The sequence below is a fragment of the Rhodococcus sp. OAS809 genome (assembly GCF_040546695.1).
GTDB classification, from domain to species: Bacteria; Actinomycetota; Actinomycetes; order Mycobacteriales; family Mycobacteriaceae; genus Rhodococcus_F; species Rhodococcus_F qingshengii.
This window is the reverse complement of sequence record NZ_JBEPOI010000002.1, coordinates 5,126,952-5,139,965: the sequence shown is the minus strand read 5'-3', so window position 1 is coordinate 5,139,965 and position 13,014 is coordinate 5,126,952. Positions and strand designations below refer to the sequence as shown.

At 61.3% G+C, this 13,014-nt stretch carries 12 protein-coding genes; 7 read left to right on the top strand and 5 right to left on the bottom strand.

Annotation, left to right across the window (positions count from 1 at the left end):
- Positions 1-4 precede the first annotated feature (4 nt).
- Positions 5-1,225, bottom strand: coding sequence for a fatty acid desaturase family protein (locus tag ABIE52_RS27035; protein ID WP_021331991.1), 1,221 nt, complete (start codon positions 1,223-1,225; stop codon positions 5-7).
- A gap of 133 nt (positions 1,226-1,358) precedes the next feature.
- Here ABIE52_RS27035 and ABIE52_RS27030 point away from each other — a divergent pair, with 133 nt between their 5' ends.
- From ABIE52_RS27030 to ABIE52_RS27020, 3 genes are all read left to right on the top strand, one after another.
- Entirely contained in the window at positions 1,359-2,564 is a 1,206-nt protein-coding gene (locus tag ABIE52_RS27030) for an enhanced intracellular survival protein Eis (RefSeq protein WP_064444211.1), read from the top strand.
- A gap of 65 nt (positions 2,565-2,629) precedes the next feature.
- The gene (locus ABIE52_RS27025) at positions 2,630-3,193 is read left to right on the top strand and encodes a GtrA family protein (protein WP_003939753.1); all 564 of its coding nucleotides are present in this window, start codon (positions 2,630-2,632) and stop codon (positions 3,191-3,193) included.
- Between the two features lie 250 nt (positions 3,194-3,443).
- Positions 3,444-4,565: a tyrosine-protein phosphatase gene (locus tag ABIE52_RS27020; RefSeq protein WP_082845730.1), complete on the top strand. Its 1,122-nt coding sequence runs from the start codon at positions 3,444-3,446 to the stop codon at positions 4,563-4,565.
- Positions 4,566-4,617: 52 nt separating this feature from the next.
- On the opposite strand, the gene ABIE52_RS27015 is transcribed toward ABIE52_RS27020, so the two are convergent.
- The 3 genes from ABIE52_RS27015 to casI are packed head-to-tail and all read right to left on the bottom strand — an operon-like array spanning position 4,618 to position 7,954.
- Positions 4,618-5,499: an LLM class F420-dependent oxidoreductase gene (locus ABIE52_RS27015; RefSeq protein ID WP_058037669.1), complete on the bottom strand. Its 882-nt coding sequence runs from the start codon at positions 5,497-5,499 to the stop codon at positions 4,618-4,620.
- Complete coding sequence (locus ABIE52_RS27010; protein ID WP_030536994.1) at positions 5,496-6,326, bottom strand: SDR family NAD(P)-dependent oxidoreductase; 831 nt, start codon at positions 6,324-6,326, stop codon at positions 5,496-5,498. Before ABIE52_RS27010 ends, ABIE52_RS27015 begins: the two co-directional genes overlap by 4 nt.
- Positions 6,323-7,954: a steroid-22-oyl-CoA synthetase gene (gene casI, locus ABIE52_RS27005; RefSeq protein WP_037128859.1), complete on the bottom strand. Its 1,632-nt coding sequence runs from the start codon at positions 7,952-7,954 to the stop codon at positions 6,323-6,325. The genes ABIE52_RS27010 and casI overlap by 4 nt, the downstream gene beginning before the upstream one ends.
- 254 nt (positions 7,955-8,208) lie before the next feature.
- Between casI and casG the strand changes: the two genes are divergently transcribed.
- Genes casG through ABIE52_RS26985 form a run of 4 tightly spaced genes read left to right on the top strand, consistent with a single transcriptional unit; the run spans position 8,209 to position 11,758 of the window.
- Positions 8,209-9,870: a steroid-24-oyl-CoA synthetase gene (casG, locus tag ABIE52_RS27000; protein WP_007732670.1), complete on the top strand. Its 1,662-nt coding sequence runs from the start codon at positions 8,209-8,211 to the stop codon at positions 9,868-9,870.
- Complete coding sequence (locus tag ABIE52_RS26995; RefSeq protein ID WP_054827056.1) at positions 9,867-10,337, top strand: nuclear transport factor 2 family protein; 471 nt, start codon at positions 9,867-9,869, stop codon at positions 10,335-10,337. The genes casG and ABIE52_RS26995 overlap by 4 nt, the downstream gene beginning before the upstream one ends.
- A gap of 13 nt (positions 10,338-10,350) precedes the next feature.
- Positions 10,351-11,247 (top strand): TIGR03619 family F420-dependent LLM class oxidoreductase, encoded by an 897-nt coding sequence (locus ABIE52_RS26990; RefSeq protein ID WP_042924820.1) that lies wholly within the window; start codon positions 10,351-10,353, stop codon positions 11,245-11,247.
- Between the two features lies 1 nt (position 11,248).
- Positions 11,249-11,758, top strand: coding sequence for a nuclear transport factor 2 family protein (locus ABIE52_RS26985; protein ID WP_042924821.1), 510 nt, complete (start codon positions 11,249-11,251; stop codon positions 11,756-11,758).
- 8 nt (positions 11,759-11,766) lie between these two features.
- Here ABIE52_RS26985 and ABIE52_RS26980 read toward each other — a convergent pair whose 3' ends face one another.
- Entirely contained in the window at positions 11,767-12,957 is a 1,191-nt protein-coding gene (locus tag ABIE52_RS26980; protein WP_192712213.1) for a hypothetical protein, read from the bottom strand.
- Between the last annotated feature and the right edge of the window lie 57 nt (positions 12,958-13,014).

Sequence of the window (13,014 nt, the reverse complement as noted above, 5' to 3'; positions counted from 1 at the left end):
CTGATCAGCTCGAGACCATCGCGATCGCTGTTCGCAGTCCGCGCCGCTTACCCGTCTGCGGATCGACGCCGAACACTTCCTTGATTCCGCCTCGGATGCGGAACTTCAACTCCGAGTGCGTCTCCGGAGCGTCGTCCTGGGAAGCCGAGAGAAACCTGTTGGGCAGCGACAACTTCCAGATGGTGCGCAGAGTCAATCCGTACTGCTTCCACAGCGGCCCGGTCGTGTACGGGAGGTCGTACTTGTCACACAGGTCGCGCAACGGCACCGCGATTTCCGAGTACCGATTGCTCGGCAGATCCGGGAAGCAGTGATGCTCGATCTGGTAGCAGAGGTTGCCGCTCATGAAGGCCATGACGGGACCGGCATGAAAGTTGGCAGAGCCCAGCATCTGTCGTAGGTACCACTGAGCGCGCGATTCGTTCTCGAATTCCTCGAGCGTGAACTTCTCGGCACCGTCGGGAAAGTGCCCGCAGAAGATGACGGCGTAACTCCAGTAGTTTCGGATGAGGTTCGCAACGACGTTCGCCGTCAACGTGGTCTTCCACGCGGGGCCGGTCAGGGCGGGGAACAGGATGTAATCCTTCGCCACCTGACGCGCGATCTTCTTACCGACGTCCTTGGCCATGTCCGATTTCTCGGACCACTTCACCTCACCCTTGCGGAGTTTGTCCGTTTCGAGGTGATGCAGTGCCACTCCCCACTCGAAGAGGGTCGCGAGCACAAAATTCGTGATCGGTTGAAAGAGATAGTCGGCGTGCCACTTTTGATCGCGCGTGACGCGCATGATTCCGTAGCCCACGTCGTTGTCCAGTCCGACGATGTTGGTGAACTTGTGATGGGTGAAGTTGTGCGAGTGCTTCCATCCCGAGGACGGGCAGGTGTTGTCCCACTCCCAGTTGCTCGAGTGAATCTCGGGATCGTTCATCCAGTCCCACTGGCCGTGGATGATGTTGTGGCCGAGTTCCATGTTCTCGATGATCTTGCCGACCCCCAGCAGCGCAGTCCCCAGAATCCAGGCAGGCTTCTTCTTGCTGGCGAACAAGACGATGCGGCCGGCCACCATCAGAGAGCGCTGAAACGCGATCGTCCGCTGGATGTATCGAGCGTCGTGCGCGCCGCGCTTCTCCTCGATGTCGAGCCGAATGGCGTCCAACTCGCGCCCGAGCGCTTCGACGTCTTCCTCGGTGAGATGGGCATATTCCTTGATGTCGGTGATCGCCACAGTGTTTCTCCGTATCGGTTTTCTCCGTGCCGCAGGACTGGTCCGTCGGGCGGTACCCCTGGGAGCCGGTGCGGAAACGTCAGCCCCGATATTCATGTGCGTCTTCACGCAATCTATGCCAAAGTCGATATACGTGAGCCCCGAAAACAAGATCACCATCCGCACCGCTACCGAGAGCGACTGGCCGGCTCTCCAACTACTCGACTCGGTGGGGTTCGGTTTTCACCCGTCTCCCGCGGTCAGCGAACTGACGAAGGCGCTCTACAAGCCCGAGGACATCATCCTCGCCGTCGACGGTGACCTACCCGTCGGCGTGGCCATCGAAATCGACATGGAATTCACCGTGCCCGGCGGACGCCAACTCCCCACGCGCGGAATCACCTGGGTATCCGTCGCCCCGACTCACCGTCGACGTGGTGTCCTACGCTCGATGTTCACTGCACTTCACGCCCACATCGAGTCGACCGGAGCACCACTTGCGGCCCTGACGGCCAGCGAGGCCGGCATCTACAACCGCTTCGGATACGGCCCGGCCACCTTCAGCGAAGGCATCACCCTCGATCGCCGCTTCGCACGATTCCGCCCCGAGGTGCCCGACAATGGTGGCGTGTCCATCGTCGACATCAAAGCTGCCTCGACGCTTCTTCCCGAGATCTACGACCGCTGGCGGCTGCAGACACCCGGCGCTCAGGTCCGTCCGCAACCGCTCTGGGACCATATGTTCGCCGACCCGTCCGAGGATCGTGACGGCGCCTCCGGACTGTTCTTTCTGACACACGCGGACGGATACATCGCTTACCGGCACACGAGCGAGGGCCGCGACAGCATCGCCCGGATCGACGAGTTCGTGACGATCACCGAAGATGCGCACGCGGCGCTGTGGCGCACGATCTGCGGCCTCGACCTCGTCACCCGGATCGAGACACGCCAGCATCCTGCCGATCCTCTCCGGCTGATGCTGACGGACTACCGTCTTGCCCGGACGACGACGCGCTCCGATCGACTGTGGCTGCGCATCATGGACGTTCCCGCGGCTCTCGAGGCTCGTGAATATGCTGCTGACCTGGACACCGTCATCAAGGTCGAAGATCCGTTCCTGAAGGCCGGCGGAACCTTCGCACTTCAGGTCAAGGGCGGCAAGGCCACCTGTGCGGCCACTGACGCGGTGCCTGCGATCACGATGCCCTCTGATGTCCTGAGCAGCTTGTACTTGGGCGAGCACCAGGCCAAGACCTTCGCGGCGGCGCACCGACTCCACGCGTCCGATCCGCAGGAGATCCTGAATTTCGACTTCGCTTTCAACGCGCAGAAGCCCGCAATTCTCGGGTACGGATTCTGATGATCTTGCCGACACGGGCATCGACGATTTGTGCCCTCCGTCGTATTCAGGGTTAGCCTCGAACAATGGCGTTTGTCGAAAAGATGGTCAATAGGCTTCCTGAGCGGGTTCTCGTGCGCGTCCTGCCGCACGCAGAAATGCTCAAGTTCCTGGTGGTCGGCGGCATCGCCTTCATCGTCACCACGGTGCTGTTCTTCGGCATCAAGTGGACGGTTCTGCCTCAGCACCCGGTGACGGCCAACATCCTTGCGGTCCTGATCGCGACGGTTCTGTCCTACGTCCTCAACCGCGAATGGTCGTTTGCGCAGCGCGGTGGTCGACAGCGCCATCACGAGGCCGCTCTGTTCTTCATCGTCGCGGGTATCGGTTTGGCCATCAACCAGGTACCACTCTGGACCTCCCGGTACGTGTTCCATCTGCGTCAACCCGAGGTGTCGGTGTTGATGGAAAACTTCGCGGACTTCATCAGCGGATCGATCATCGGGACCCTGCTGGCGACGGCCTTCCGCTGGTGGGCCATGCGTCGGTACGTCTTCCCCGAAGAAGCCACCGACAGCCAGGTCGTTCTCGACATCGAAGCGACTCCCGGCACCAAGACGCCGACAACCGACGCCACCGCCCTCGACTGACTCCCGGATCGACGCACCCGATCGCTCGCGCTTCGATCAGAGTTCGTCGATTGCGATCAACCCGTCCTGCAGCGCCCGCGCAAGCAGTGCCATCTTTGTCGGCGCGATGCTCCTGAACGGGCTGGCCCATCCCTGATCATCATCGGCGACAAGCACTCCAGCCTGCAGTTTTCCCGCTCTGCACAACACGGTCACGACACAGTGATCACTGGTGCGTAGCCTCCGATTTCCAATTGGATTCGGAGGACCCATGGCTACTTGCAAAACTCGAGTTCTTGCGCTGTCGGCGGCAGGACTCATGCTCGTACTCGGCGCATGCAGCAAGGCCGAGTCGGCGAAAACGCCGACCGACCTCGACGTGACATCAGCGTCCGCCGGACACTACTCACTGGTCTGGGAACACGGCGGCTCGGAAAAGGTGCGTGTATTCGCCGCCACCGACCCGAAAAACCCAGCCGCAGAAGGAAAGGAAATTGGCACGGTCGACGGCTTCTCCACTGAGGTCGACGGCCTCGACCCACTGTCACGCTGGTACTTCGAGGTCATAGACGAGGACGGCACTTCCACCATCGCGTCAACCCGCCACGTGACGCTGCAGGGCGCAGCCAACGTGCGTGATGTCGGCGGATACGAGACAGCCGACGGCCGATCAGTCAAGTGGGGCCTGGTTTTTCGTGGCGACCGCTTGAGCGATCTGACTGCTGACGATCAACAAACGATCGAGAACGCAGGCATCCGGACCGTTGTCGATTTCCGAGGTGACAGCGAGATCGCAAAGGACGGAGCAGACAAGGTTCCCGCGAACGTGAAAGTGGTCAACACGGCAGTCCTGGATGCCGGCACTCAGGCTCTTGCCACAGCGATTACGAGTGCCCTGAAATCTGGTGACCCTGCAATCGTGGAGCAGGTGCTCGGGGGCGGTGAAGCCGTCCGGATCAGCGACACCGGCGCCGTCGACCAACTGTCCAAGCCTGACGGAATGACTGGGTATTCCCAAGCCCTACGGACCATCGCCGATTCCGAGTCCGCAGTCGCTTACCACTGCACGGCAGGCAAAGACCGCACTGGACTGATGACAGCTCTACTTCTCGGCATTCTGGGTGTTCCTGACAAGACCATCGTCGACGACTTCGTCCTGTCGAACACCTACAACAAAGCCAAGAACGAACAGACCTACACGTTTCTGTCTTCGAAAGGAATCGATGTCGATCTGTTGAAACCGTTGATGGAGCAGCGTCCCAGCCAGATTCAGCCAGTACTCGACAAGATTCGCGACCAGTTCGGTGGGTGGGAGAAGTTTTCGCAGGACGTGCTGAAACTTGACGCCGACACGATCGCAAAGCTCCGGAGCAAATTGCTGACCAAGCAATAACTACAGCAATGACCGGCAGCCGCTCCGATGGCTGCCGGTCACGCCCGCACTCCTAGTTACTCAGCCCCAGCCGCTTCGAGCATTCGGCCATTTCGTCGATGATCAGTTCCAGCGACGTGCCACGACGACTCGCGGACAACACGATTCGATCGGCTCCCAACCCGCGTGCCCAGTCGAGTTTCGCTTCGTCGAGCCTGGGCAGTGTCGCACCGAGTACCAGCGATACGTCGGCAGGATCTCGATCTGCCTTCACCGCAGCCGCTTTCATCGCCGCTACAGCCTTGTCGAGATCTTCACCGGCCAGTCCCAGCGGCTGGAAACCATCACCCAACCGGCCTGCTCGCCGAGCAGCAGCGAGACTGTGTCCACCGATGTAGAGCGGAACTCCGGATTCGCGGTGCGGCTTCGGCCAGCTGTACGCACCCTTGAACGAGAAGTAATCGCCGTCGAAATCGACTGCTTCCTTGCCCGCCCAGAGTGAACGCATCACCGCGATGGCCTCATCGGCTACCTTGCCGCGGCGCTCGAAGTCACCGCCGCACGCCTCGATCTCTTCCTTCATCCACCCCAGGCCGAGGCAGATGCGCAATCGCCCACCGGAAAGGCGATCGAGCGTCGCCAATCGTTTGGCGAGCACTACCGGATTGTGATTGGGCAGCACCAGAACTCCAGTGGACAAGCCCAAAGTGGTTGTGGCACCCGCCACGAACGAAAGCAGTTCGAGCGGATCCGGGATGTCGCAGTCATCGGGAAGATGCGATTTTCCGGTCGGAGAATAGGGGTACTCGCTCTCGGTGTCGGCGATGACCACCGAGTGCTCCACTGCCGAGATCTCGTCGAAACCCAGCGACTCGGCCGCACGGGCGAATTGCAGAATCCAATCAGGGTCTCCGCTTCGACCCAGTTCGACCGGAACGACCACGCCGAGCTTCATACCGTTTCCTCCAGTGTCGCCATCAATTTCGGACCATCCACGACGCGACCGAGGTACCGGTCCGCATCGGGATCTGTTGCAAGCCACACCGCCGCTGCAGCGGGTACGGATGCCGGTGTGGCCGCAAATCCGGCGTCCACGATTGCGTCCGCGCCACCACGGGCTTTCCCTGATTCCGTGATGACAAATCCCGGACTCAGGTTGAACGCTTTGATTCCGGCGTCTCGGTACTCGGAGTTGATCGCTCCGGCAATACGTCCGAACGACGCCTTCGACGCGGCGTACGACAGACCCCAACCACCCTCGCCGGGAGGCGCAGGCGGATCCATGGTCGCCGAGCCCGATGCCAGATTGACCACTACGCCGTTGCCGCTCTTGATCATCGACGGGAGTATCACCTGGACCAGAGCGAGTTGGTGCAGATAATTCCCGATCGCCATCGCCTGAGCGTCGTCGATCTCGATGTCGAGCACCCGGTCCATGTTTCCGACAGTCTGCGCATAGGCGTTGTTCACCAGCACGTCGACACGTCCCCACTCGGCCAGCACCCGTTCACCGGCGCCGCGGACGGATGCCAGATCGAGCAGGTTCATCGGAACGGCCAATGCGCGCACACCGAAGGACTCGATCTCGGCAACCGTCGTCTCCAGGCTGCCGGGCACCGGAATCACTTGCTCGCCTTGCCTCGTTCGCGGGGCTGCCCGCCCCTCTCCTTCACGAACGGTGCGAGCAGTGATTGCAACGTCGAATCCGGCGCGCGCGAATGCCAGCGCGCACTCTCGGCCGATCCCCCGGGAAGCGCCGGTCACCAGCGCAACTTCACTCACAGGAACCGCGTGCGGCCGTGCGTCTCGAACTCCTTCTCCAGGTTCACCACGTCAGCTTCGGTCATCAACGTGTATTCGGGAGTGCCTCGGCCCACCCAGTGGAACACTGGTTCGTCGGTCCGCCAGCGATCGGCTTGAAGTTCACGTTTGAGTACCTTGTTGGAGCCCGTGACGGGCAGGTCGGTCGAAACGCGAACAAATCGTGGCGCTGCCTTGGTACCCAGATCCGCCTGCGCGGCAAGGTAGTCGGCGAACTCGACCGGATCGAAATCGGCGAGATCGGCGACCTCGATCGCAGCCATGACCTGATCACCCGAACGCGGATCCGGTACCGCGAAGACACCCGTGGCAATCACTTTGGGGTGCCGACGCAGGATGTGCTCGATCATCAGGGCCGAGGTGTTCTCACCGTCGACCCGGATCCAGTCGCCCTTGCGTCCCGCGAAGTAGATGAAGCCGGCCTCGTCGACGTAGCCGAGATCGCCTGTCCAGTACCAACCGTGGCGAATCTTCTCGGCGATCGCGTCTTCGTTCTTGTAGTACCCCTCGAACTTCTTCGATCCGGCCTTGTCGACCATCTCGCCGATGGATTCGTCGGGGTTCAGCACGTGACCGTGCTCGTCGAGAATTGCGCGGGGTCGCTCTTCGCGCGTATCGGGATCGACGATGACGATGTTCTCGCTCGCGGGACGGCCCAGTGCTCCGGCAGGTTGGTTCGGATCGAGCACTACTGAACCGGCACCTTCACTCGAACCGTATCCCTCGAAAAGTTGTGCACCGAAACGACGGATGAACTCTGCCTTGTCCCCCGGCGACGCCTCGGTCCCGAAGCCGTGGGTGAGGGTGTTCTCGATGTCGTCGGGCAGTTCCGGCGTCGCCATGAGATACCCCAAGGCCTTACCGACGTAGGTGAAATATGTTGCGCCGTAGAACCGAACGTCCGGCATGAATCCCGAGGCCGTGAACTTACGAACGAGGCAGACCGTAGCTCCCTGCGAAAGGGCCGGCGCCCACAGAGCCATCAACGCGTTGCCGTGGAAGAGCGGCATGCAGCAGTAGCAGACGTCGTCGCGGTCGATGTCGTACTTGGCGCAGTTCGCGTAGGCCAACCGCGTCAGACGCCCCTGGCTGCACCGCACTGCCTTGGACATTCCGGTAGTGCCCGAGGTGAAGAGAAGCAAGAACAGCGTCGACGCGTCGACACCGAGGTCGATCTGAGGCGACTCGACGTGATGTGCTGCAATCCTGTCCGGGTACGACGCGTCGTCGACCAGGACGAAACGATCTTCGGTCAGCCCGAGGTCCAGGCCGGCAAGCTTCTCGTAGCCTGCTTTGTCGGTGACGATCAGCTGGCAGTCGACGTACCGGACCTCAGCCTCGAGTTCAGCTCCACGCCTGGTCGGATTGATGCCGACGATCGTGGCCCCGGTCAGGGCCGCGCCGCCGAGCCAGAACAGGAACTCCGGATCGTTCTCGAGAAGTACTCCGATGTGAAACGGTCCGGGCGCGCGAAGCGACTTCGCCAGCGAGCCGCGCGCTGCGCTCTCGCGCACCACCTCGTCCCAGCTCCAGTCCTGCGTCCGCGTCCGCAGGCCCAGGTGCTGATCACCGAGACGGTCGATCAACATCTGCGCGACGTCCTCGCGCTGAGGAGCTGCAAGAGCTGCATTCGAAGATGCTTCGGTGGCGGTGTTCGTCATCGTGTCCTGTGTCCTAGTCGATATCGGAATGTCGATTACTCCAACTGCGATACGACTCGAACGTATCGACGCCTCAGAGCCGGAACCGTCCCAGTCTCGCTCAGTGGTAACCGCCGCCACAGATATGATTTTCTCGTGAGATTTTGTGACGTGAAAAGCGCCACAATACGAAAGGCCATTCCATGACTGCCCCCGCAGATCCGCAGTTGCTTCTGGACCAGGCGGTCTCACGCCTCACCGGTCCAGGTGGGCCATTCGAGATCGTCGAAGAAGAGGTTCTCGGCACCGTCATGCCTGTGATGAAGAACCGCGGTCACGCCATCGGTGAACTGATCTCGGCATCCCGGGCCTGGGGCGACGGCGACTATCTCGTCACCAGCGATCGTCGAATCTCGTTCACCGAGCATGCCGATTCCGTTGCCGCGCTGGCAACTGCTCTGCGGGACAAGTACGGAGTCCGCAAGGGCGACCGTGTGGGCATCCTCGCTGCCAACACTCCCGAATGGGTCATGACGTTCTTCGCGACGCAGGCGCTCGGCGCGATCGCAGTCGGTCTCAACGGTTGGTGGGTTCCGCGCGAGGTCACCCACGGGATCGAGCTCTCACGTCCGAAGGTTCTGGTCGTGGACGCCAAGCGCGGCGCCGCCCTCCCCGAACTGCCGGCAGACATCACGGTCCTCACCATGGAAGAGGATCTGCCCGCGCTCATCGCGGAATATGCAGGCTCCGACGTGCCGAGCACCGACATCGACGAGGACGACCCCGCCGTCATCCTGTTCACCAGTGGTACCAGCGGCCGCCCCAAGGGCGCACTCCATTCGCACCGCAACGTGATGGCCGTCGTCGACTACCACAAGTACAGCGACGCGATCGGCGCCGCATTCACCGGCCGTGAGTACGACGCTTCCAAGCCGAGCCCACTGCGTTATCTACTCACCTCCCCGCTCTTCCACATCGCCAGCCTGCACAATCTGGTGGTCCCCCGTCTCGCGACGGGCAGTGCCGTCATCCTGACCGAGGGCGGCTTCGACGTCGACAAGGTGCTCGGGTTGGTCGAACGCGAGCGCGTCACCAACTGGGGTGCTGTCCCCACGATGGCATCGCGGCTACTCGAGCACGGCAACATCGCCAAGTACGACGTCTCTTCGTTGACTGCATTCTCACTGGCATCCGCGCCGTCGTCGCCCGCGTTCAAAGAACGCCTCAAGGAGCAGGTGCCGTTCGCACGCAATGCTCTGGTCGACAGCTACGGCCTCACCGAATGCAGCACCGCCATTGCGGTCGCCGTCGGCGCCGAACTCGAAGAGTTCCCAGGCACTCTCGGGCGTCCGATCATCACCGTCTCGATGGAGATTCGCGATCCCTTCGGCGAATGGCTGCCGGACGGCATCGAAGGTGAAGTGTGCGTACGCAGCCCCTTCGTCATGCTCGGATACTGGGAGAACGACGAGGCGACCGAGTCGGCAATTGCCCCCGGACGCTGGCTCCGCACCGGCGATTTCGGCGTAATCGAGAACGGGCGTCTCCGTCTCACCGGTCGTCGTTCCGACCTGATCCTGCGCGGCGGCGAGAACGTCTACCCCACCGAGATCGAGCAGACGCTCGACGAACACCCCGACGTGATCGAGTGCGCTGTCATCGGCATGCCGCACCCCGACCTCGGCCAGGAAGTGTCCGCCGTGGTCGTCCTGCGTCCCGGAGCCGCCACAACGGAGGCGGAGCTGCGTGATTACGCCGCCGAGCGACTGTCCTACTTCAAGGTGCCGTCGAAGTGGCGCATCACCAGCGATCTGTTGCCTCGCAATGCAACCGGCAAGATGGTTCGGCGCGAGATCACCGTATGACCACGGAGCTGTCACGGATCGTCGCCGAGTCGGCGATCCGTGACCTGCTCTGCGAGTACACGCATCTGATCGATCAGGGCCGATTGCGTGAAGTCGCTGCATTGTTCGCCTCGTCCGACTACGGGCAGTGCGGGCCGGACGGGGTTGCCATCACGCTCATTTCGTCCGACGCCGACGCAGTGTTCGCAGCCTGCAGCGGCTTCATTCGAATGTACGGTGATCCGCCGGTTCCACGAACCAAACATCTGCTGACCAACACGCGAATCGCGGTCGACGGTGAATCAGCGACGGCACTCTCGTACGTCACGGTCATCCAAGGTACCGAAGATCTTGCCCTGCAACCTATTCTGGCGGGGCGCTACTTCGATCGCTTCACCTGCGTCGACGGGTCGTGGCAGTTCAGCTCGAGACTCTTCTGTCTGGACAACATGGGCGAGATGTCCGCGCATGCCAAGCGGGCACTGTAGAGGAACGACGACTGTGGAAATCGGCGTCAACATCTTGGGCCTCGAGGCCCTGTTCGACGGCAAGATTCGCCCGGTTCTGGACTTCGCCGCGCGTGCTGACCGTGCCGGGATCGATCTGATCTGCACCGGCGATCATCTCGGGTTCAATGCCGAAGCACACGCTCAGCGGGTAGCCGAACACAACTTCCTGTTCCCGTTGGATCACCCTTGGTACGAACCGATTTCACTTCTTTCCTCGATCGCCGCAGTGACCGAACGCGCTCGCCTCGGAGTATCGGTTCTGATCGCCACTGTTCGCCCAGCCGCCCTGCTTGCCAAACAGGTTGCAACTCTCGACTCATTGTCCGAAGGTCGAGCCGTCATGGGTTTCGGCGTCGGTTGGCAAGAAGCCGAATACACCGCTACCAACATGCCTTTCGACGCGCGATTCGGGCGCATGGAGGAGGCTGTCGCAGCGTGTCGCGAACTGTGGACCAATGCTCCGGCCACCTTCAAGGGACGCGACTTCGCCTTCGAGAACTACCACAGCCTCCCGCTGCCGATCCAAAATCGCGTACCGGTGCTCTTCGGTTTCGGACCAAGCCGGCGGAACTTCGACCGCATAGCACGCGTCGCCGACGGTTGGACCGTGAACCCGACCGACCTGGGAACGTTCACCGACAGTGTCACATTGCTGCGCAACACGTTCGAAGCCCACGACCGCGAGCCGGATACCGCACGTGTGCAAGTGTCTGCGGCGCCGGTTCGGCGCGACAATCGGTCCGTCGACCTCTCGGCAACCGCTGACAAGGTCCTGGACTGGTCCGACCGCGGCGCGTCTGCCGTGGTGCTTCGGCCTGCCGTATTCGATTGCGCTGCCGAAGAACTACCGGAATTACTCGACTGGATGACCAGCATCAAGGAGGCGTGACATGGACCAGGCACTGCAGGATCTCATCGACAAGCAGGCAATTCGTGAGGTGGTTCTGACGTACTGCCGCGGCATCGATCGCCTCGACTTCGATCTCGTCCGCAGCGCCTACCACCCGGACGCGATCGACCATCACACCGGATTCGACGGCACCATCGACGAGTACATCGCCTGGGCCACAACAAAACTCTCCGCGATCGGCGGCACGATGCACCACATCGGCAACCACCTGGTCGAACTGCACGGCGACCACGCGATCAGCGAGGCATATTCGATGTCCACACACTGGGGCGGGCCCGAAGACATCGGAATGATCAACTTCACCAGTGGTGCGCGGTTCATCGACCACATGGAGCGACGCGACGGCCGTTGGGCGATCAAGGAGAGATGGGCCGTACGCGAGTGGACTCGCTCGGACGAGGGCCGCTTCGTCAACCCCGAAGGGCCTGGTCCGCGTGGGCGTCGAGATGCCTCGGATCCGCTCACCGCACTACGAAGGTCCCTTGAATAACTTGGGGTTCAGTCTTCGAGGTCGAATTCAACTCGCGCTCTCGCGAACAACATGCGGATATCCTTCCCGAACGTGACTGCTGCCGTTCCCAATGCATTGACCGCTGCGGTCAACGGGTCCGATTCGATCGCGTCGAAAATCGCATTGAGAGCGTAGGACGGGACATGAATATTCCCGTGATCGAACGGATTGGACTCCGGTTGCGGCGAATGGTCCACTATCTCGATCTTGACTTCCAACTCCACATTCTCGGTCCCCGCACCAAATTCCTCCTCGCGTAGGTGCTCGAATGCCGCTGTGCGATTTCCGAAGGGTTCCGGAAGTTGTTGTCCCACATGCATAGCGTTGAGGGCCGGACGAACCCAATCCCTGTCGGCTAATCCCGCATGCTCATACGCCTGCACAGCGGCCCAAAACGCGAGTCGACGAAGAGTCGCGACGTTCATGCGGACGACCGCTTCGACAAGTGGTCGGTCCATACGAGCTAGATCTTTGCCGGACTGGAATCGTTCGAGTTCAGGCATCGGATCTCCTCCCCACTCCTGCCGCTCTCGTTCAGCAGCTTCGGCGCGGAGGTCACTGATTTGCACAACCCTGGACGGCTCGCCGTTCTCGCCGTAAATCGTTATCCATTTCGACTCGATGTCCCGTTGTGGACGAGGAATCGGTTCAGGTATCGGTTCGTCCACAGGAACGCCATATCCCGGCATGTCCCACTGCAGCGATGGCCGCACCTCGTCACCACCTGCAGGCCACATACGCACCCGCCAAACATCTCCGGGTTCCGTCGATCCGGGCCAGCCGTAGTTTACAAAACCGCGGCCGGCAATCTCGACCAGATATGACCCCTCGGGTACATCACAGACAATGAACTCCCCACCCGGAGGTGAATCAAAGCTGATTGACCCCTGCGGACCAACCGTCAGAAACGACTCACTGACCTGCTGCCATTTCTCGCGATCGGATGTGGGTCGGGAGGACCAGACTTCGACCGTTGTATGCATGTTGAAGTTGTTCTGGTGCGGGCTCAGGACAATCACAACTGTGCCGTCACTGTAAGCAGGGCGCGAAGCCATCGCGAGTTCGAGCAGGTCCGTTTCCCTCCCGAAACCGTCATCGTCGCCGTATATGTAAAACTGTCCATAGTCCATGAAGAGCACAAGCGACTGTTCACTGAGTTTCACCGCGTTGTCTGCCACAAGCCGATACTTACACAGTGGCACGACAATCACGTTCGAGTTTCGAATGAACAGGAT

Coding starts and splice junctions, on each gene's coding strand:
- ABIE52_RS27025 (WP_003939753.1), top strand. CDS start 2,630: ATGGCGTTTGTCGAAAAGATGGTCAATAGGCTTCCTGAGCGGGTTCTC.
- ABIE52_RS27020 (WP_082845730.1), top strand. CDS start 3,444: ATGGCTACTTGCAAAACTCGAGTTCTTGCGCTGTCGGCGGCAGGACTC.
- ABIE52_RS27015 (WP_058037669.1), bottom strand. CDS start 5,499: ATGAAGCTCGGCGTGGTCGTTCCGGTCGAACTGGGTCGAAGCGGAGAC.
- casI (WP_037128859.1), bottom strand. CDS start 7,954: ATGTTGATCGACCGTCTCGGTGATCAGCACCTGGGCCTGCGGACGCGG.
- casG (WP_007732670.1), top strand. CDS start 8,209: ATGACTGCCCCCGCAGATCCGCAGTTGCTTCTGGACCAGGCGGTCTCA.
- ABIE52_RS26995 (WP_054827056.1), top strand. CDS start 9,867: ATGACCACGGAGCTGTCACGGATCGTCGCCGAGTCGGCGATCCGTGAC.
- ABIE52_RS26985 (WP_042924821.1), top strand. CDS start 11,249: ATGGACCAGGCACTGCAGGATCTCATCGACAAGCAGGCAATTCGTGAG.